The 18,641-nt window shown below is 62.9% G+C and carries 16 protein-coding genes and 1 pseudogene; 7 read left to right on the top strand and 10 right to left on the bottom strand.

Annotation, left to right across the window (positions count from 1 at the left end):
- Positions 1 to 528: 528 nt before the first annotated feature.
- Positions 529 to 705, top strand: a complete 177-nt coding sequence (locus IVA98_RS06805) for a hypothetical protein (protein WP_247354557.1) — start codon at positions 529 to 531, stop codon at positions 703 to 705.
- Positions 706 to 971: 266 nt separating this feature from the next.
- On the opposite strand, the pseudogene IVA98_RS06795 reads toward IVA98_RS06805, so the two are convergent.
- The 3 genes and pseudogenes from IVA98_RS06795 to IVA98_RS06785 form a co-directional block, all read right to left on the bottom strand.
- Positions 972 to 1,517: pseudogene (locus IVA98_RS06795) on the bottom strand (transposase); the annotation flags it as partial.
- 1,490 nt (positions 1,518 to 3,007) lie between these two features.
- Positions 3,008 to 3,277: a hypothetical protein gene (locus IVA98_RS06790; RefSeq protein ID WP_247354555.1), complete on the bottom strand. Its 270-nt coding sequence runs from the start codon at positions 3,275 to 3,277 to the stop codon at positions 3,008 to 3,010.
- A gap of 343 nt (positions 3,278 to 3,620) precedes the next feature.
- On the bottom strand, positions 3,621 to 3,857 hold the full coding sequence (locus IVA98_RS06785) for a helix-turn-helix domain-containing protein (protein ID WP_247354554.1): 237 nt from the start codon (positions 3,855 to 3,857) through the stop codon (positions 3,621 to 3,623).
- A gap of 88 nt (positions 3,858 to 3,945) precedes the next feature.
- On the opposite strand from IVA98_RS06785, the gene IVA98_RS37475 reads away from it, so the two are divergent.
- Positions 3,946 to 4,179 carry a superinfection immunity protein gene (locus IVA98_RS37475; RefSeq protein ID WP_524536347.1) on the top strand — a complete coding sequence of 78 codons (234 nt, stop codon included), beginning with the start codon at positions 3,946 to 3,948 and terminating at the stop codon, positions 4,177 to 4,179.
- A 435-nt stretch (positions 4,180 to 4,614) separates the two neighbouring features.
- Here the strand turns inward: IVA98_RS37475 and IVA98_RS06775 are convergent, their stop codons facing one another.
- The gene (locus tag IVA98_RS06775) at positions 4,615 to 5,481 is read right to left on the bottom strand and encodes an integrase core domain-containing protein (RefSeq protein ID WP_247354552.1); all 867 of its coding nucleotides are present in this window, start codon (positions 5,479 to 5,481) and stop codon (positions 4,615 to 4,617) included.
- A gap of 462 nt (positions 5,482 to 5,943) precedes the next feature.
- On the opposite strand from IVA98_RS06775, the gene IVA98_RS06770 reads away from it, so the two are divergent.
- From IVA98_RS06770 to uraD, 4 genes are all read left to right on the top strand, one after another.
- Entirely contained in the window at positions 5,944 to 6,201 is a 258-nt protein-coding gene (locus IVA98_RS06770) for a hypothetical protein (protein WP_247354551.1), read from the top strand.
- A gap of 100 nt (positions 6,202 to 6,301) precedes the next feature.
- The gene (locus tag IVA98_RS06765; protein WP_247354550.1) at positions 6,302 to 6,718 is read left to right on the top strand and encodes a DUF3830 family protein; all 417 of its coding nucleotides are present in this window, start codon (positions 6,302 to 6,304) and stop codon (positions 6,716 to 6,718) included.
- Positions 6,715 to 7,650, top strand: coding sequence for an allantoinase PuuE (puuE, locus tag IVA98_RS06760; RefSeq protein WP_247354549.1), 936 nt, complete (start codon positions 6,715 to 6,717; stop codon positions 7,648 to 7,650). Before IVA98_RS06765 ends, puuE begins: the two co-directional genes overlap by 4 nt.
- Before the next feature lie 7 nt (positions 7,651 to 7,657).
- Positions 7,658 to 8,545: a 2-oxo-4-hydroxy-4-carboxy-5-ureidoimidazoline decarboxylase gene (uraD, locus tag IVA98_RS06755; RefSeq protein WP_247354548.1), complete on the top strand. Its 888-nt coding sequence runs from the start codon at positions 7,658 to 7,660 to the stop codon at positions 8,543 to 8,545.
- A 179-nt stretch (positions 8,546 to 8,724) separates the two neighbouring features.
- On the opposite strand, the gene IVA98_RS06750 is transcribed toward uraD, so the two are convergent.
- Complete coding sequence (locus IVA98_RS06750) at positions 8,725 to 11,451, bottom strand: molybdopterin-dependent oxidoreductase (protein WP_247354547.1); 2,727 nt, start codon at positions 11,449 to 11,451, stop codon at positions 8,725 to 8,727.
- Positions 11,448 to 12,275, bottom strand: a complete 828-nt coding sequence (locus IVA98_RS06745; RefSeq protein ID WP_247354546.1) for an FAD binding domain-containing protein — start codon at positions 12,273 to 12,275, stop codon at positions 11,448 to 11,450. The genes IVA98_RS06750 and IVA98_RS06745 overlap by 4 nt, the downstream gene beginning before the upstream one ends.
- A gap of 153 nt (positions 12,276 to 12,428) precedes the next feature.
- Between IVA98_RS06745 and IVA98_RS06740 the strand changes: the two genes are divergently transcribed.
- Complete coding sequence (locus IVA98_RS06740; protein ID WP_247354545.1) at positions 12,429 to 13,778, top strand: 8-oxoguanine deaminase; 1,350 nt, start codon at positions 12,429 to 12,431, stop codon at positions 13,776 to 13,778.
- 94 nt (positions 13,779 to 13,872) lie between these two features.
- Here IVA98_RS06740 and IVA98_RS06735 read toward each other — a convergent pair whose 3' ends face one another.
- From IVA98_RS06735 to IVA98_RS06720, 4 genes are all read right to left on the bottom strand, one after another.
- Positions 13,873 to 14,949: a BMP family ABC transporter substrate-binding protein gene (locus tag IVA98_RS06735; RefSeq protein ID WP_247354544.1), complete on the bottom strand. Its 1,077-nt coding sequence runs from the start codon at positions 14,947 to 14,949 to the stop codon at positions 13,873 to 13,875.
- 78 nt (positions 14,950 to 15,027) lie between these two features.
- Entirely contained in the window at positions 15,028 to 15,945 is a 918-nt protein-coding gene (locus tag IVA98_RS06730; RefSeq protein WP_247354543.1) for an ABC transporter permease, read from the bottom strand.
- Positions 15,932 to 17,023 carry an ABC transporter permease gene (locus IVA98_RS06725; protein ID WP_247354542.1) on the bottom strand — a complete coding sequence of 364 codons (1,092 nt, stop codon included), beginning with the start codon at positions 17,021 to 17,023 and terminating at the stop codon, positions 15,932 to 15,934. The genes IVA98_RS06730 and IVA98_RS06725 overlap by 14 nt, the downstream gene beginning before the upstream one ends.
- Positions 17,007 to 18,596 (bottom strand): ABC transporter ATP-binding protein, encoded by a 1,590-nt coding sequence (locus IVA98_RS06720; protein WP_247354541.1) that lies wholly within the window; start codon positions 18,594 to 18,596, stop codon positions 17,007 to 17,009. Before IVA98_RS06720 ends, IVA98_RS06725 begins: the two co-directional genes overlap by 17 nt.
- Positions 18,597 to 18,641: the final 45 nt, after the last annotated feature.

Genomic DNA, 18,641 nt, shown 5'->3' with positions numbered 1-18,641 from the left:
GCCTGGTGTTCGCATCATCTCCGATTGCTGGGAGCGGGAAGGCAGATGTGCACGAATGATCGCGCAGCGCATCCTTGGCTAAATGCTCCCAATACTCAGCTTCGGCGAGCAATCTCCAACTTCTGTCGGGATGATGCGCGGCGGTCTGACGGCACAGCGATGCCATCGCGCGCAGGCGACTCGCAGTATCCATTTACTCCTCCCATTTATTTTTTTGTTTTTTCCACCCTATTTTCTATTTTTGCGTCGGAGTCATCATAGTTATAGCTTAGAACCAATTTTGCTTTCCGAAGCGCGATCGGCTTTCGTTGCGGTTTCAAATCGCGCGTCAACCACAATGGGCGCAATCCAGTACGTTCTTTCGCGCTTAATGGTCGAAGCCCGCCCGGCCAAAGCGGTCGTCGAGCATGCGTTATTTGCACTGCAAAGCGCCGTCATGGCCGTAATTCTACGGAGATTGCGCACCCCCGGTGTTTGGCGTCTACTTCCGATTGTTTTTATGACGATTAGCTTTTTGAGCGAGAGGTCATGAGCGTCAAAGCCATGATGGCAACTATTCTCCAAGACCAAATGACATCGCGCGGCATAAACTCCCTTTCGCGATCTGACTACGAGGAGATCGTAGAACACTTGGTTGAACAACTCAGAGAGCTGGAGCTCAGCTTGGCCGCTCGCGAATTAGCTGGCAAGCACGAGCCGAAGTAGCCGCGTATCGTAAGGCCGATACGCTCGATTAGTTGGTCAGCTACGGCGACTCAATGTATCGATCGCTACCATGAAATACGCTTCTGCTCGCCCCTTGGCCGACGCCGAAACCGCCGCTCACAAGCTGGTTGAGATCGCCTCCGGCATCAAGCCCGTGCAGGATGGACGCATCTTCATCGAGCTGATCAATGTGCCGTTCCTGAAGCAGGGCGGGACGGGTGAGCAATTCCGCGCCGCAGTCACGTTGGCGCAGGAGCGAGGCTGGCTAGAGCTGCATGAGAGCGGCACGTATGTGCGGCTATCCGCTCAAGGCGCCGCTTCATCTTCGCCTCAGTGAGGTTCTTGTCCCGCGCATTGACGGCCTTGAACTTCGATCCATCGATGACGACGCTCGCTGCAACAAGCAGATCAAGCTTGCGGCACAGCGCGACGAACTCGCGGCAGACCTCACGAATGGCCTTGCCATTGTCCTTGCGGAAATCTGCGATGGTCTTGAAATCTGGCGCCAACTGCCCGGTCAGCCAGATCATCAGATCATCTCGATATTACGCTGGCATTCCCGCTCCAGGCGTCGGCTCGACGGCACGCGATTAAGGTAGCCGTAGATGTAGAGCTTGAGCATCATGCCGGGGTGATAGCCGGGTCGCCCAGTGTCGAGTGGCTGGACACCGACAAACCCGAGCTTGTTGAGATGGAGACCGTCGACAAACACGTCGACCGCCCGCACCGGGTTATCAGCGGTCACAAAGTCGTCGAGCGATGCCGGAAACAGTGTGCTCCCCGCGATCCAATCCTTCAACAAAGCGCTTCATCAGATGCCCCGCAAAATCACCGGGAATGTTACCCCGCGAATCACAGCAAACAGAGCCTTTCACACAGCCTGGGCCAGTAAGCGACTTCACCGAAACGAAAGTGGTCGCCCGCTGAGGCGACCTCCATTTAATTGTCTCGGTTGAGTTTCGAGATGACATCATCTCCGCGTCGGAGCGCGTAGCCAATCAGCCAAGACACCGGCCGCTATGAGGCCGATTATTGCTAGGTAGATGTTGATCGCATCCCAAGCGAATGTAGCCGCAACAAGCGTCATCCGTGCTTGCGCTACTGCCCAGAAAACCTGTACAGGGCATCCCGAGCCTCGTCGCCACGATTATCTACACCTAGCTCGTCGTCGTAGTTTTCGGGAAGCTGACCGAAGCGATCTTGACGAAGAGCGGCGTAACTCGGCTTGCGCCAATCGATTTCGCAGTACGCTCAATTCTGCAATCTGACTTTCTAGAAGTGCGATACGTTGCAGCAAGGTGCTGGCGGCATAGGAAGTTCGACCAGAAACACTCATTACGACCTCAAAACAAACAAGGGTGTAAATAATCCCGGCAATCTCAGCATTACGTCGGCAGATGGACGCAATTGCAAGGCGAAATTCAAGGCGGCCGCCGCCACCGTGCCCCGCGGATTTCGAAGGAACACTAGCGCGGCCTGCTGCTTGAGCTTAGCCAGCTGCCTGCCGAGCTGGTGGAGCGGCCCCGGCCTACCCCAAAAGCCCCCTGAAGCCGGGGCCGTCTCTCTGCCATCGATAAATCGAAGTGAGCTAGCGACGCCATTGTTCAAATTATTATGTCGCATTAATTTATTTAATGTTGCCGCGCTGCGAAAAAGGGGTACAGTTTGCGAGGGCGGGTCGGTTGATCATGGGATGGAGAAGATCAATGAAACTCACCGCGTCCTTACTCTCCGCCGCGGCTTTGACCGTCGTTCTGACGATGGGCTCGCCGACAGCGTTCGCTTGCAACGGCAAAGGGAATTGCGAGAACGCGCCGGGGCAGAATAAACCGGGCAACGTCAGTGGGGCCCCTGGACCCATCGCGGGCGCAGGTCTTCCCCTTCTCGCGGTTGGCTATGGCGTGTATTGGCTGGTGAGACGCCGCCGAGCTCGATAGCCGCGGCCGACGAGCTGCTGTGGACGAGTGCTCCTGATTTACCTATGCGGGCCGCAGGTTCGCTGTGGCGGGCCTCGCTTTCGTATCAATATTCGTAGGAACCTCGTCCCCCGGCTGGATAGCCTGGCCGTATCGAGTGTTAGCCAGATTATGCTGGGTATGCTTCTCATCACGCTGACCATAGGAACCGTCTTGCTCGGGTCCATCATCGGCATATTCGAATCATGGCGGCGCTGGAACGTCGGCGCCAAAGCAGCTCAACGGCTTAGGCCTCGCTGCCGCGACGCTCAGCGCGACCGCGTGCCCACCACGTTGGCGCTCGATGCTCACGAACGAAAGCGGCCGCCCGCTGAAGCGGGCTTAGTTCAATCAGGACGGAGCTTCTTTGCTAGCACCAGCAGGTCATCGGCAGCTCTTTTGGCGAGCTGCCGTACTTCCTTGGTCCGACCTTTGAAAGTCTCTCGAGCAGGCATTTTTGCAATCGCCTCTTCAAGCTCGACCGCGATAGCGCTGTAGCGCACGAGCAGCCTCGCGAGCGCATCCCGCTTGAGTTCACTCTTCGCGGCCTGCTGCATGCGCTGGCATTCTGCAATTTGCCCGCGAAGTAGCTCTAGGTGGGCTTGCATGTCCTTCATGGTCGTTCCTCTCCGGGAATGTACCCATTTTTTCCCGAAAGAGAACCACAGCCGAAATAAGCAACGGCGACTTCTGCCACCCGTATTTTTCCCAAGTGTTCGCCGGTCCTGGGTTCGGGTATGCGCTTAGTTGCTATGAATCGAGCTGACAGCAAAGCCCTGGCACCTCCTGCTTGCGAGAAGTGCACCCGCGAAATGGTGCCGGTCGGAGCTTTGCGCGCAATCGCTGATCGGCAAGCTGTACGGGTCTACAAGTGCCTTCCGTGCCAGCGAATCGTCTCGAGACCTCTTGGGGACTAAGGTGAAGGTCCGGGAGCCTTATGACCGACGCTACGCATCACAGTCATCCTGATTTCGTTCGAATCCGTTTCGTAGGCCGCTTTAGGAACTCTTCCGGCTCTACATCCAGCTTCTCGGCAAGTCGGCCGATAACCTTAATGCTAACGTAGTAGACACCCTTTTCAAGCTGGCTCAGATAGCTGCGGCTGATCTTCGCCTTAAGGGCGAGGTCGTCCTGAGACCATCCCTTGTCATTGCGCAGACGGCGCAAATTAGTGGCGAATCTCTCCCGCAGATCCATGCGGGAGTTGATGCCTCTTGTTGAGTAGACAAAATTGCCAGCACTGATCCGGTGTTGGCGCTGGAGGAAGCTGAAGGGGGATTAAGGTATGGGCAGTCTATCGATCTGGCACTGGATCGTAACTCTGGCGCTTCTTGCGCTCTATGCGCTGCCCGGGATTGTTGCTTCAACGCGCCACCATCACAACGCTGTGGCGATCTGGGTCGTCAATTTGTTTCTTGGCTGGACGTTTCTTGGTTGGATCGTGGCTTTCGTCTGGTCGCTTACCTCACCCGCCAAGACGGAGATCGTTCTGGTGGAGCGTGTCGTGAGGTCCGAATAGCCGCCTCGCGACTTGCTTCCATCGCACGGGGACGGCCCAAGCCGGAGCCAGGACCGCCCCATCAGCGGGGCAGGTACATCCGCCACCTTGCTGAGTTCGCCGTATGGCCTACACTGAGTTGAACGCCTCGCGCCCTCGACGGTGGCTTGCCACTGCTTACGCCTCAGACGCTCCTTCTCTAGCGCACTGCGGACCTGCACGTCCCAAATGATCTTGTCGATCTCGATACCGTCCAGCGTGCGCTTGATCCGAAGGACAGTCGAGACAACCATCAGAAGATCGCCATAAGGCATCAGCAGGTCACGAGCGGCAATCTCGCAGTGCGCAATGAAAGTCTCGATTGCGTCCTCGCTCTTGCAGATCAACAATGCCAGCTCACGTGTCTGACGAAGGTCATCAACAGGCGGCGCAGGTTCGTCAGCGAGCAGGATACGCTCAGCGGCGCGCGCGGTGGTCTTGGTAGCGGCGAAGGCCTTGGGAGTTTGTCCTGCCAAGGCCTAATGGGGTCTGTGGTTGGTTGTAGTATACGAGATAGTCGAACAGTTCGTTGGCGAAGTGGTCGAGATTGTCGAAGGTCGCGCCTTCGATGACGTCATCATCGAGGGTGCGCCAGAAGCGTTCGACCTTGCCATTGGTCTGTGGCCGATAGGGCCGGGTGTAGCGGTGTTTGATGCCAAGCCCGAGCAGCATGGCCTCGAATGGATGCTCGTCCGGGTTAGTGGGGGCAGCGAACTCGGCGCCGTTGTCGGACAGGATCTCCTGGAAGACGAGCCCGTAAGTGACGTTGAGGGTATTGATCATCTTCAGGGTCTTGAACATGACCGGCAGCGCCTTCTTGGAGGTCAGGACCTCGGCCCAGGCCAGGCGCGAGCAGCTGTCAATCAGGCTGATGATGTAGGCCGTGACCGGGGGTGGCGCGAGGAACATATCGCGCGGCAATTGATGCAGATCGACGTGGCCCAGCTCCCCGAGCTTGTCCTTGGTAATACGGCGTTTCTCCTCGCGCATCGCCGGCGTGCGGCGGTTCAGCTGGTAGCGCCTCATCACCCGGTAGATCGTGATCGGCGAAGGTACCGTCTCGCGCGTCTCGCGCAAGACCGCATGAATCTCATAACGGTTCATCCCCCGCTTGCGATGGGTGACGATCTCCGCCTCGATCCCTTCCGGCTCGCGCCGTTCCCGCCACTTCGGGCCGCGCCGCCGCGGCAGCAGGTCCGCTTCATCGCCGCTCTGCAGATAGCGATTGTAATACTTGCGGAAGGTCTGCGAGCAGGTCCCGTGGTGCCGATAGAAGTCGCCCATCCGCTTGAACAACGGCGATAGGCCAGCCTTCACCGCCTCATACTCCGGGATCAGAAAACGCCACTTCTGCAGATAATTGCGCTCAATCGTCGGTCATAGCTGTTGTCGCGCATCGGTTCGTCCTCCGCTGGAGCGATCCAATCAGCGAATTAGTGAACATGCACACATGCGAGCACTGCCTCATTCGCCTCGTGCCCCGGACGCAGCGCAGCGCCCTTCAGCGGTGCGCTGCAGAGCCGGGGCCCATCTCTCCGCATTCTGTCGTGTGGCTTTCTGGGTCCCGGCTCTGCGCCGCAACGCTGGCGCGTGGCAGCTTGTCCGGGACACGAGAGGGCTGCATTGCTGCGCTCGCCGTGACGACCGGGCGCCCGGCTAAATATTCGGCAATCGTGCCCGCCGCGCCGGTGGACTTGCCCGCCGCAATCCGGTTCAATGGCCGCGTTGAGTTTTCAGGCGACAACAATGTCGAGATATCTGCTGATTCTGCTGCTGATCGCCGCGCCGGCGGCTGCGCAGGTCAAGATGAAGCCGCAGACCACGGCCGCACGTCCGGACCCCTGTGCCCCGATCGGGCGTACGGCGGATGGCAAGCTGGTCTACTCCATGACATGCGAGACCCTGCATGCGCCGCTCCCGTCGCTGCACACGGAGCTGAAGGAGGCGCCGCTGCCTGCCGCGGAGCCGGAGGTCCAGCGGAGCGGCATTTTCGGCTGGTCCTAGGACCGCCGGTGATGCGGCCACGCCTCTTGCGCGAAGCCCGACGGAATGCTCTTTGCCGAGGAGCCCACGGTGGGCTACGCCCCCGACCCAGAGAGATGAGATGAGCAAACTCGTTATCCGCACCGGCGATTTCACCTTCGATGCCCGCTTCGAGGAGCAGCTGGCACCCAAGACTGTCGCCGCCTTCCGCAAGGCGCTGCCGTTCGAAAGTCACATCATCCATGTGCGCTGGAGTGGCGAAGGGGTGTGGATGCCGCTCGGCGATTTCGATTTCGGCGTCGGCTACGAGAACCACACGAGCTATCCCGCGCCCGGGCAGATCATCCTCTATCCCGGCGGCATCAGCGAGACCGAGATCCTGCTCGCCTATGGCGGCGTGCATTTCGCGAGCAAGATGGGCCAGCTCGCCGGCAACCATTTCATCACGCTCACTTCGGGCCTGGAGAATCTGGCGACGCTCGGCCAGAGCGTGCTGTGGAAGGGCGCACTACCGATCCGCTTCGAGGAAGTTGAGTGACCGACGCAAGCTACCCGCGCGATCTTCGCGGTTACGGCCGCAATCCGCCGCATCCCGAGTGGCCCGGCAACGCGCGGGTCGCGGTGCAGTTCGTCGTCAATTTCGAGGAAGGCGGCGAGAACAATATTCTGCACGGCGACCGCGCCTCGGAAGCCTTTCTGTCCGACGTGCTCGGCGCGCAGCCCTGGCCGGGCCAGCGCCACGCCAACATCGAATCGATGTTCGAGTATGGCTCGCGCGCAGGCTTCTGGCGGCTGTGGCGGATGTTCGGCGAACGCAACTGGCCGGCTACCGTGTTCGGAGTCGCGACCGCGCTGAACCGCAATCCGGAAATCGTAGCTGCCATGAAGGAGGCAGCCTGGGACATCGCCAGCCACAGCCTGAAGTGGATCGAGCACAAGGACATGACCGAGGCGCAGGAGCGCGCCGAGATCGCCGAAGCCATCCGCGTCCACATCGAGGCGACCGGATCGCGGCCGCTCGGCTGGTACACCGGGCGCTCCTCCATCAACACCAACCGTCTCCTGATGGAGGAGGGCGGCTTCCTCTATCTCTGCGACTCCTATGCCGACGATCTGCCCTATTGGGTCAAGCGCGCAGGCGGCAAGCAGCTCATCATTCCCTACACGTTAGATGCCAACGACATGCGCTTCATCAACCCGCAAGGGTTTGCCGACGGCGAGCAGTTCTTCACCTATCTGAAGGATGCTTTCGACGTGCTCTATGCGGAAGGGCAGACCGCGCCGAAGATGATGTCGGTCGGCCTGCACTGCCGCCTTGCCGGCCGGCCTGGCCGCGCTGCGGGGCTGATGCGCTTCCTGGATTACATCGGCAGGCACGAGCGCGTCTGGGTGCCGACGCGATTGCAGATCGCGCAGCACTGGCACGACAAGCACGCGCACCTCGCGGCCGACGCATTCGAGATCGAGTGAGAGGGTGATGTCGCAGATCTCGCTGGCCGAACTCAACGCCGCAAGCAAAGCCGATTTCGTCGCGGCACTCGCCAACGTCGTGGAATATTCGCCATGGATCGCCGAGCAGCTCGCCGGCAAGCGGCCGTTCGCGGGCATCAACCAGTTGCACGCCGCGCTGCTGGCGGCGATCCAGAGCGCTGAACCGGACGTGCAATTGTCGCTGATCCGGGCGCATCCCGATCTCGCCAACAAGACGCAGCGCGCCGCCGGTCTCACGGCGGAATCGACCGACGAGCAAAACAGCGCCGGCCTCGACCGGCTGTCGGACGCCGAATTCGCGGCGTTCGAGCGTGTCAACAATGCCTATCGGGAGAAGTTCGGCTTCCCCTACATCGTCTGCGTGCGCCGTCACACCAGGGATTCCATCCTGCGTGACTTCGAGATGCGGCTGCTCAACATCGTCAAGACCGAGACAAGGCGTGCGATCGAGGAGATCGGCCGCATCTCCGCGCTGCGGCTGGATCAGCTCATCGTCGCCGACGACAAGCTGAGGGTGCACGGCCGGCTGTCGACGCATGTGCTCGACAATCACACCGGCAAGCCCGCGCCCGGCATCCCGGTCGAGCTGGTCGAGCTTGCGAGCCTCGGCGACAGCCGTGTCATTGCGCGCACAGTAACCAACGCGGACGGCCGCACGGATCAGCCGCTGATCGGCGGTCGCCCCATACCGATCGGCCGCTACGAGCTCAGGTTCAGCGTTGCCACATATTACGCCGAACGTAACGTGCCGTTGTCCGACCCGCCGTTCCTCAACGAGATTCCGCTGCGCTTTGCTCTCAGCGAGCCGGAAGGGCACTATCACGTGCCGCTCCTCGTCACGCCGTGGAGCTATTCGACCTATCGCGGCAGTTAAAACATGTAAGTTCGACGGGCTGTCGGTGGTTCACCTCTCCCCGACGGGGAGAGGTCGGATTGCGCAGCAATCCGGTGAGGGGCGGTGGGACTCAGTGAGACCCAAACCCCTCACCCGGATCGCATCTTCGATGCGCTCCGACCTCTCCCTACGGGAGAGGTGAAGCGAACCATCCAGCTCTAGCCGCCAAACTTCTCGAGCAGCGCCGGAAACAGCCGGTCCGGCTTGAAAGGCGGCGCGGTGAAGCGGATGCCGGTGGCATCGGCAATCGCGTTGCCGAGCGCGGCCGCAACCGGATTGTACGGACTCTCGCTCATCGATTTCGCGCCCAGCGGTCCAATCGTGTCGGACGTCTCGGCGAAGAACACCTCGGTGCGGGGCACGTCGGCGAAGGAGGGCAGGTGGTAGTCGCGGAACTTCGGGTTGGTGACCCGGCCGCCTGCGTCGATCACCATCTCCTCGTAGAGCGCGGCGCCGAGCGCCTGCGCAACACCGCCTTCGACCTGCCCGCGGCATTGCATGGGATTGGCGACGACGCCGGCGTCGGCCGCGTGCACACTCCTGAGAATCTTGAGCTCGCCGGTGCCCTTGTTCACGGCGACGCGAAAACCCTGCACGTTGAAGCCGACCGAGCGGGGCGTGCCGTCCGAGCTGCCGATGCCTGCCAACGGCTGTCCCCGTTCGCGCGCGAGCTTCGCCAGCTCGGTAAAAGGCATGCGCCGGTCGCCGCTAACGACGCCGTCAGCTTCGAGCGCACAACTCCCGGCATCGCACAGCCAGGCGTCTGCGGCCCTCGCCTTCAGCTCGGTCGCAAGCTGGATGGCCGCCGCATGCGTCGCCTTGCCGGCAACGAACATGCCCGCGCTGCCATAGGCGCCGGTGTCGTGGCCGCCATGGGCGGTATCGGACTGGCGCAGGCGGATCCTGTCGACGGTGGTCGCAAGCGTCGTTGCCGCGATCTGCCGGTGCACGGTGCTGGTGCCGTTGCCGAACTCGGCAGTGCCGACGGTCAGGTCGAAAGCGCCGTCGTCGTTGAGCGCGATCATGGCGTCGGCGATATGGCCTGCCGGGGGCGCCGTGTCGATCATGGTCAGCGCGATGCCCTCGCCGATCAGCCATTCCGGCGACAGGTCCGGTTGCGGGCCATCGGCCTGCATCGCGCGCTCGACGAGGTCGAGGCACTGGTCGAGCCCGTAGGAGCCATAGACGACGTCGTGATATTCGGACGGCGGCGGCGACAGCATGGGATCGCCGGGCCTGACGATGTTGCGCCGGCGCATTTCGTAGGGACTGATGCCGAGTTGCTTCGCCAGCTCGTCGATCGCGGCCTCCACCGCGATCAGTGTCTGCGGCAGGCCGTAGCCACGAAACGCGCCCGCCGGCACCGTGTTGGTGTAGACGGCGGCGCCGTCGACGCGCTTGTTCGGGCAATTATAGACGCTGATGGACTCCGCCAGCGCGTGGAACATCACGGGGCCGGCGTGATTGCCATAGGCGCCCGTGTTGGAGAGCACGTCGAGCTGGAGCGCGGTGAGCCTGCCTGCGGCATCCGCGCCGGCCTTGATGTGGACCCGCATCGGGTGGCGCGTCGAGGTCGCGATGAACTGCTCCTCGCGGGTCAGCTCGAGTTTCACCGGCCGCCCGGTCTTGAGCGTAGCGAGCGCCAGAACATCCTCGACGAACATCTCCTGCTTGCCGCCAAAACCGCCGCCGACGCGCTCGCAGAACACGCGGACCTTGTCCATGGGAAGCTTGAAGATATCGGCCAACGCACGCCGGGTCAGGAACGGGACCTGCGTCGAGGTGCGGACGTTGAGCACGCCCGCGTCGTCGAGCCAGGCCAGGCCGCCATGGGTCTCCAATGCGGCGTGCTGCACACGATGACTGTGAAAGGTGCCCTCGAAGGTGACGGCGGAGGTCGCGAGCGCAGCGGCGACGTCGCCGAATTCGCCATGCGTCTCCGCGACGAGATTGCGCTGGGCGTCAGCGACGCGGTTCGCGATGGTGCGGGCAGGATGAACGACGGGCGAGCCCGGCGCCATCGCCTGCTCCGGATCAATCAGCGCGGGCAGGATCTCGTAATCGACCTTCAGCCGACGGCACGCCTCCTCGGCGGCCGCTTCGCTCTCGGCAACGACGGCGGCAACTTTCTGGCCGACGAAGCGGACGACGTCGTCGAGGATGCGGGTGTCCTCGGGATCCATCCACTCCTTCTCATGCCGCGCGGTCGAAATCAGGACAGGCGGCGCATCCTCATGCGTCAGCACGGCGTGGACCCCGGGGACGCCAAGGGCGCCCGACTTGTCGATCGCAACGATCCTGGCGTGGGCATGAGGCGAACGCAGCAGCTTGATGTGCAGCAGTCCGTCGATGGCGGTGTCGAAGGTGTAGCGCGCCTTGCCGCGCACGATGTCGGGACCTGCAGGGGCCGGCAGGCTGCGGCCGAATGCGGCGCCGGCCTCGACGCTCGCCTCGACATTGGTCTTGCCGAGGATCGCATCCTCGATCGAACGATAACCGGTGCAGCGGCAGATATTGCCCTTCAACGCTATGCCGAGATCGGTGCGCTGCGCCTGGTTCAGCGAGGCGCAGGTCAGGATCATGCCGGCGGTGCAGAAGCCGCATTGAAAGCCTTGCGCATCGAGGAACGCCTGCTGCATCGGATGGACGCCGTGGTCCCCGCCAAGACCTTCGATCGTGGTGACGGTGCGCCCCTGGACGCGGAACGCCGGGATCAAGCAGCTATGTACCGGCTCGCCATCCAGCAGCACCGTGCAGGCCCCGCAATCACCGGCATCGCAGCCCTTTTTCACGCCGAAATGGCCGAGCTCGCGCAGGAGCGTGCGCAAGCACTGGCCGGCGCGCGGCTCCTGCGCAAACGCCTTGCCGTTGACCTCGAAGCTCATGATGGCGATCCCCCCAGGAGCTCGCCGCGGATCTCCTCTGCGAGCCGCAGCGTCATGTGCTTGCGCCAGAGCGGCTTGCCATGGATGTCGGTATGGTACAGGTCGTCCGTGATCTGCTGCGCGATCACATCGCGAAGCGCACTCGGGTCCGGGGCCTTGCGAAAGGTGAGCTGGATCGGGCGCACCGTCGATGCGGTAACCGTGAAAGTCAGCGTGCCGTCCGGATCGAGGCTGCCGATCAGAAGCGCCGCTGAGCGGCCGACAGGCGCCAGCGAGATCTGGCGAAAAGCGGTACGGCGCCTCAACGCGGCAATCGGGATATCGATCTGCCGGACCAGGTCGCCTGACGTCAGGCGGTTGCGCTGGTTGCCGGTGACGAAGTCGGCGACGGAGATCCTCTGTTCGCCGCCGTGAGCCTTCCAGATGGTGCAGACGCCCTCGAGCGCTGATGTGAGCGAGATCATCGGTCCCGCAGGCAGCGACATGCAGAGATTGCCGCCGACCGTTGCCGTCTTCCAGATCTTGAACGAAGCAAGGAAGGCCCGACAGCACTGGCCGATCAGCGGCGCCGCGAGCCAGTCGGACGGGCAGGCGAGACCATCGAGCTCTGCGATGGTGCAGGTGGCGGCGATGCTGAGATGGCTCTCGGTGATCCTCAGCGCCGGCCATTTCAGGTCGGTGAGATCGATCAGCCGCGTCAGGTGGACCTGCGGCTTCGAGAACAGCCAGGTGCCGCCTGCGAGCCACGCGTCGCCCGCCGTCCAAACGGGCAGCTGCGCCCGCGTTTGCGGATGGACGACGGCTGTGATGGTATTCAAATCCATGGCTGCGCCAACGCTTCCGCCGGGTGAATCGGACAAGAGAAAGTCTCGCAAGACCGGAGCCAAGTCGCAACAACAAGTCGCAGCCGGAACGCAATCGGGCTGGCCTCTGCCTTGCAGGCCTGCCATCAGCGGATGTGAGGAGAAGCGGCAATCATGACCGACGCAAGTGCGATCTGGATCAGGGACCCCCTGGCCGTCTTCGCCGACGGGGCGGAGCGCGGGATCGTCGTGAAGGATGGCCGGATCGTCGAACTGGTGCCGGCTGGCGGGACGCCTGCGACCGCGGATGTCGCGGTGTTCGATGCCGGTGAACACGTCGTGCTGCCCGGCCTCATCAATACACATCACCATTTCTACCAGACGCTGACGCGGGCGCTGCCGGCGGCGATGGATCGCGAGCTGTTTCCCTGGCTCCAGGCGCTTTATCCCGTGTGGGCGAAGCTGACGCCGGAGGCGCTGGAGCTCGGCGTCACCGTCGCGATGTCGGAACTGCTGTTGTCTGGCTGCACGACGACGACCGATCACCATTACGTATTCCCGGCAGGACTCGAAGATGCTGTCGATATCGAAGTGGCGGTGGCGAAGCGCCTCGGTGTGCGCGTGTTGCTCACGCGCGGCTCGATGAACCTGTCGCAGCGCGACGGCGGCCTGCCGCCCGACAGCGTCGTGCAGGACGAGGACACCATCCTCGCCGACAGTGCGCGCGTGGTCGCCAAGCATGACCAGCGCGGCGCGGATGCGATGGTGCAGATCGCGCTCGCGCCGTGCTCGCCATTCTCCGTGACGACATCCTTGATGCGCGCCACTGCCGAGCTCGCCGACAAGCTCGATGTGCGCCTGCACACCCATCTCGCCGAGACCGAGGACGAGAACAAGTTCTGCGAGCAGATGTATGGCTGCCGCCCGCTCGACTATCTCGAACAATGCGGCTGGCTCCATGCGCGGACCTGGCTGGCTCACGGAATTTTCTTCAACGCCGACGAGATCAAGCGGCTCGGTAAGGCCAGGACGACCATCAGCCATTGCGCGTGCAGCAACCAGCTGCTGGCGTCCGGCTGCTGTCCCGTCTGCGAGATGGAGGAGGCCGGCGTCGGCATCGGCATCGGCGTCGACGGCTCAGCCTCCAACGACGGGTCGAACCTGATGCAGGAAGTGCGCGCCGCATTCCTGCTGCAACGGGCCCGCTACGGTGTGAGAAAGGTCAGCCACAGGGACGCGCTGCGCTGGGCCACCAGGGGCTCGGCGGCGTGCGTGGGCCGTCCGGAACTCGGCGAGATCGCCATCGGCAAGGCTGCCGATCTCGCGCTGTTCAAGCTCGACGAGCTGCGCTTCTCCGGCCATGGCGATCCGCTGGCGGCATTGGTGCTGTGCGGGGCGCATCGGGCCGATCGGGTGATGGTTGCGGGACGATGGGCCGTGGTTGATGGCGCCATCCCGGGCCTCGATGTGGCGGACCTCATCCGCCGCCACAGTTCGGCGGCGCGCAGCATGCATCTGGGATAAAAGAGGGGGCGACCACAAGTGCCGGGTGCTTCTGGCCACCCCCTCCGAACCTCCTCCGGGAGGAGCAGGTGATCTGGTCAAAGCAAGAAGCGTGCTACTTGCCCGGAAGCCTGTCGTCGATGCCCTTCACGTAGAAATTCATGCCGAGAATCTGGCTGTCATCGAGGTGATCGCCGCCCTTGCACTCGAGCGGCTTGCCGTCCTGCCCAACGATCGGGCATTTGAACGGGTGCAGCTTGCCGGCTGTGATCGCGGCCTGGGCATCCTCGGCCATTTTCTTCACGTCATCAGGCATGTTGGTATAGGGGGCCATCGCGAACATGTGGCTGTCGAGGCCGCCCCAGGTGTCCTCGGACTTCCAGGTGCCGGCGAGCTCGGCCTTGACGCGCTCGATGTAGTAGGGGCCCCAGGTGTCGAGGATCGAGGTCAGCTGGGTCTTGGGTCCGAACTTGATCATCTCGGAATCCTGGCCGAAGGCGAGCTTGCCGCGCTCGCTCGCGATCTGCATCGCGGCCGGAGAATCCGTGTGCTGCATGATGACGTCGGCGCCCTGATCGATCAACGCCTTGGCGGCGTCGGCCTCCTTGCCCGGATCGAACCAGGTGTTGGCCCAGATGATCTTGACCTTGATGTTCGGGTTGATGGTCTGCGCCGCCAGCATCGTCGCGTTGATGCCGGAGACGACTTCCGGAATCGGGAACGAGCCGATATAGCCGAGCACGCCGGACTTCGACATCTTGGCCGCGATCAGGCCTTGAATGTAGCGGCCCTGATACCATTTCGCCGAATAGGTCGACATGTTCGGGTTGCGCTTGTAGCCGGTGGCGTGCTCGAAATGCACGTTCGGGTACTTCTTGGCGACCTTGAGCGTCGGGTCCATGTAGCCGAACGACGTCGTGAAGATCAGCTTGTTGCCGGCGCGGACGAGCTGCTCGATGGAGCGCTCGGCGTCCGGGCCTTCGGGTACGTTCTCGAGATAGGTGGTCTCGATCTTGTCGCCCAATTCCTTCACCAGCGCCTGGCGCGCGAGATCATGCTGATAGGTCCAGCCGAGGTCTCCGATCGGACCCAGATAGATGAAGCCGACCTTCAGCTTGTCGGCGGCGGAGGCTGCACCGAAGCTCCCGGCAAGCAAAAGCCCGGCAGCCACCGCAAGAAGTGATTTCCTCATCATCAGTCTCCAAAGATCAGGGGAAAGCCACGATCCGCAACGCACGCGCCCCATCGCGCACGCTGCGGAAATGAAAACTCAGCGGTCAGGTACGAACACGGTGCCGAGCGCGGCCGGCGCGGTCGAGCCGCCGGTGCGCGCGCGGGAGAGCAGGACCAGGACGATAACGGTTGCGAGGTAGGGCAGCGCGGACATGAACTGCGAGGGAATGCCGACGCCCCAGCCTTGGGCGTGCAATTGCAGGATCGTCACGGCGCCGAAGAGATAAGCACCAACGACGAGCCGGCCCGGCCGCCAGGACGAGAACACGACCAGCGCCAGTGCGATCCAGCCGCGACCTGCGGTCATGCCGGGAATGAAGAACGGCGTATAGGCCAGCGGCAGATAAGCGCCCGCAAGCCCTGCGCAGGCGCCACCGAACATGACGGCAAAGGTGCGGATGCGCAGCACGCGATAGCCGAGCGCATGCGCGGAGACATGATTGTCGCCACAGGCGCGCAGAATCAATCCCATACGCGTGCGGTGCAGGAACCACCAGACGCCGACGATCAGTGCGACCGAGCAGTAGACGAAACCGTCCTCGCCGAACAGCACGCGCCCGATCAGCGGGATCTCGGTGAGGCCGGGAATGGCGAGGTGCACTGCCGGCGTGATGCGCTCTCCGACGAACCCGGCGCCGATCAGGCCGGAGAGCCCGATGCCGAGGATGGTCAGCGCGAGACCCGTTGCAACTTGGTTGACGGCGAGCCCGAGCGTCATCAGCGCGAAGATCAGTGACATCAACGTGCCCGCGACCATGCCGAACAGCGCACCAATGAAGGTGGATTCAGTGAGCCACGCGCCGGCAAAGCCGCAGGCCGCACCGACGATCATCATGCCCTCAACACCGAGATTGAGCACGCCGGAGCGCTCGGTCACGAGCTCACCGCTCGCAGCAATCAGCAGCGGCGTCGACGCCGCGAGCACCGCGAGGATGATGGCCTCAACCAGCTCCACGGGTCACCTGTCGGTTCGGGAAGACCAGCTTGAAACGGTAGAGAATGAGGGAATCGCAGGCGAGCACGTAGAACAGCAGAATGCCCTGGAAAACCTTGGTGACATCCAACGGAATCTTCATCGCGATCTGCGCCTGCTCGCCGCCGATAAAGGTCAATGCGAGGAACAGGCTTGCAATTAATATTCCAAGCGGGTTCAGGCGGCCGAGGAAGGCCACGATGATCGCAGTAAAGCCGTAACCAGGCGAAATGCCGGGCTGGAGATGCCCGACGGGGCCCGCGACCTCGATGATGCCGGCGAGGCCCGCCAGCGCACCGGAGATGGCGAAGGTGAGGATGACGAGCTGGTTGGCATTGAAGCCGCCGAACCGCGCGGCACGCGGCGCTGCGCCAACCACGCGGATCTCAAAGCCCTTGATGGTGCGCCCCAGCAGGACCGCCACGGCTGCGACGACGAGCAGGGCGATTATGGCGCCGAGATGCAGTCTGCCGCCTTCGATCAGCAGCGGCACCGTCGCTATCGGATCGAACTCGGCCGTGGTCGGGAAGTTGAAGCCGTGCGGATCGCGCCAGGGCCCGCGCACGAGATAGTCGAGGAAGAGGTCGGCGACATAGACCAGCATCAGGCTGGTCAGGATTTCGCTGGCGCCGAACTTCACCTTGCAGATCGCCGGAATCAGCGCATAGAGCGCGCCCGCGGCGGCGGCGAGCACGAGCATGGCCGGCAAAACCCAAGGGCCGACGTCAGTACCTTGCGTATTCACCGCGATCCAGCTTCCGGCGACGGCGCCGATCAGGAATTGTCCCTCGGCGCCGATATTCCAGGCATTGGCGAGATAGCAGAGCGAGAGCCCGATCGCGATCATCACCAACGGTGTCGCCTTCACGGCGATCTCCTGGAGCGAATAGCCGTCGGTCAGGGGCGCGATAAAATAGGCATGCAAGGCGAGCAGCGGATTCTTGCCGAGGATCGCGAACAGGATGACCATCGTCACGATCGTCAGGCCGATCGCGATCAGCGGCGAGATCAGCGCGATCGTGTTGGAGCGCTCGGCGCGCTTCTCAAGCACCAACTGCATGCGTGGCTTCCTTCGGCTCCAGGCTGCTGCCGCCCATCAGAAGGCCGAGCTTTTCGCGGCTCGCCTCGCTGGCGGCGAGTGGGGCCGACAGCCGGCCGTGAAACATCACGGCGATGCGGTCGGCGATCTCTGCGAGCTCGTCGAGGTCCTGGCTGGTTACGAGCACCGCGGCGCCTGCGGTTGCGAGATCGAGCAGCGCCTGGCGGATGATCGCGGCGGCGCCGGCGTCGACGCCCCAGGTCGGCTGGCTCACCACCAGCACCGCGGGGTTGCGCAGGATCTCGCGTCCGACGATGAATTTCTGCAGATTGCCGCCGGAAAGCGATGCTGCTTCCGGATCGCGCCTGGCCTTGCGCACGTCAAACGTTTCGGTCGCGCGGTCGACGGTCTTGAGCATGGCGGCGCTATCGATGAAGCCGTGACGAACCATGCCGCTGGCGGCATGCCCGGTGAGCAGCGCATTCTCGGACAGCTTCATGCGCGGTGCAGTGCCGTGACCGAGCCGCTCCTCGGGAACGAAGGCGGCGCCAAGCTTGCGCCGCTGCGTGATCGAGAGGTGGCCGGCGGCGATACCCTCGATCACGACGGTGCCGGAGTGCTTCGACAGGCGCTCGCCGGAGAGTGCGGCGAACAGCTCATCCTGGCCGTTGCCGGCGACGCCGGCGATGCCTAGGATCTCGCCGCCCTTCAACTCGAAGGAAATGTGCTCGAGCCGCACGCCATGCGCCTCGGCAGGGGCCAGCGAGAGACCGTTGACGACGAGCCGCGGCACAGTGGTCTTGCGACCGGATGCGGCCCTCACTTGCTTGATCTCGCCGCCGACCATCATGCGCGCGAGCGAGGCGGCGGTCTCGCGCTGGGGATTGCAGGTCTCGATCTTCCTGCCGCCGCGCAGGATCGTTGCGGTGTCGCACAGCCGCTTCACTTCGTCTAACTTGTGGCTGATATAGAGGATGGCGCGGCCTTCGGCCTTGAGCCGCTCCAGCACGATGAAGAGCTGGTCGGCCTCCTGCGGCGTCAGCACCGCGGTGGGCTCGTCCAGGATCAGAAATTTCGGATCCTGCATCAGCGCGCGGACGATCTCGATACGTTGGCGCTCGCCGACCGACAATTGCCAGACCTCTCGCCGGGGATCGAGCGGCAGTCCGTAGGTCTTCGACACCTGCTCCAGCCGCGCCGACATGTCCTTGAAGGGTTCCTTGCCATCGAGGCCGAGCGCGACGTTCTCGGCGACGGTGAGATTGTCGAACAGCGAGAAATGCTGGAACACCATGCCGATGCCGCGGCTGCGCGCGTCGGAGGGACCGGACAGCACGATTGGTTCGCCGTGCCAGCGGATCTCGCCCCCGCTGGGCTGGATCAATCCGTAGATTGCCTTGACCAGCGTCGACTTGCCGGCGCCGTTCTCGCCGAGCAACGCGTGGATTTCCCTCGGCCGGATCTCGATGTCGATGGAATCGTTGGCGATGAAGTCCCCATAGCGTTTGGTGAGCTCAACCGTTTGAAGCAGCGGGGGCTCGCTGGAGTGCAGGCCTTGAGGCGTCGGATCGAACATTCGCTGATGCATCGGCATGGATGAAGTGCCTCAATACTGAGCTAGTTTGAGCCGCCGCGTAAG

The organism is Bradyrhizobium sp. 160, assembly GCF_023073735.1.
Taxonomy (GTDB): Bacteria; Pseudomonadota; Alphaproteobacteria; order Rhizobiales; family Xanthobacteraceae; genus Bradyrhizobium.
The sequence above is the reverse complement of the archived record's forward strand: the minus strand, read 5'-3'. Positions and strand labels throughout refer to the sequence as shown.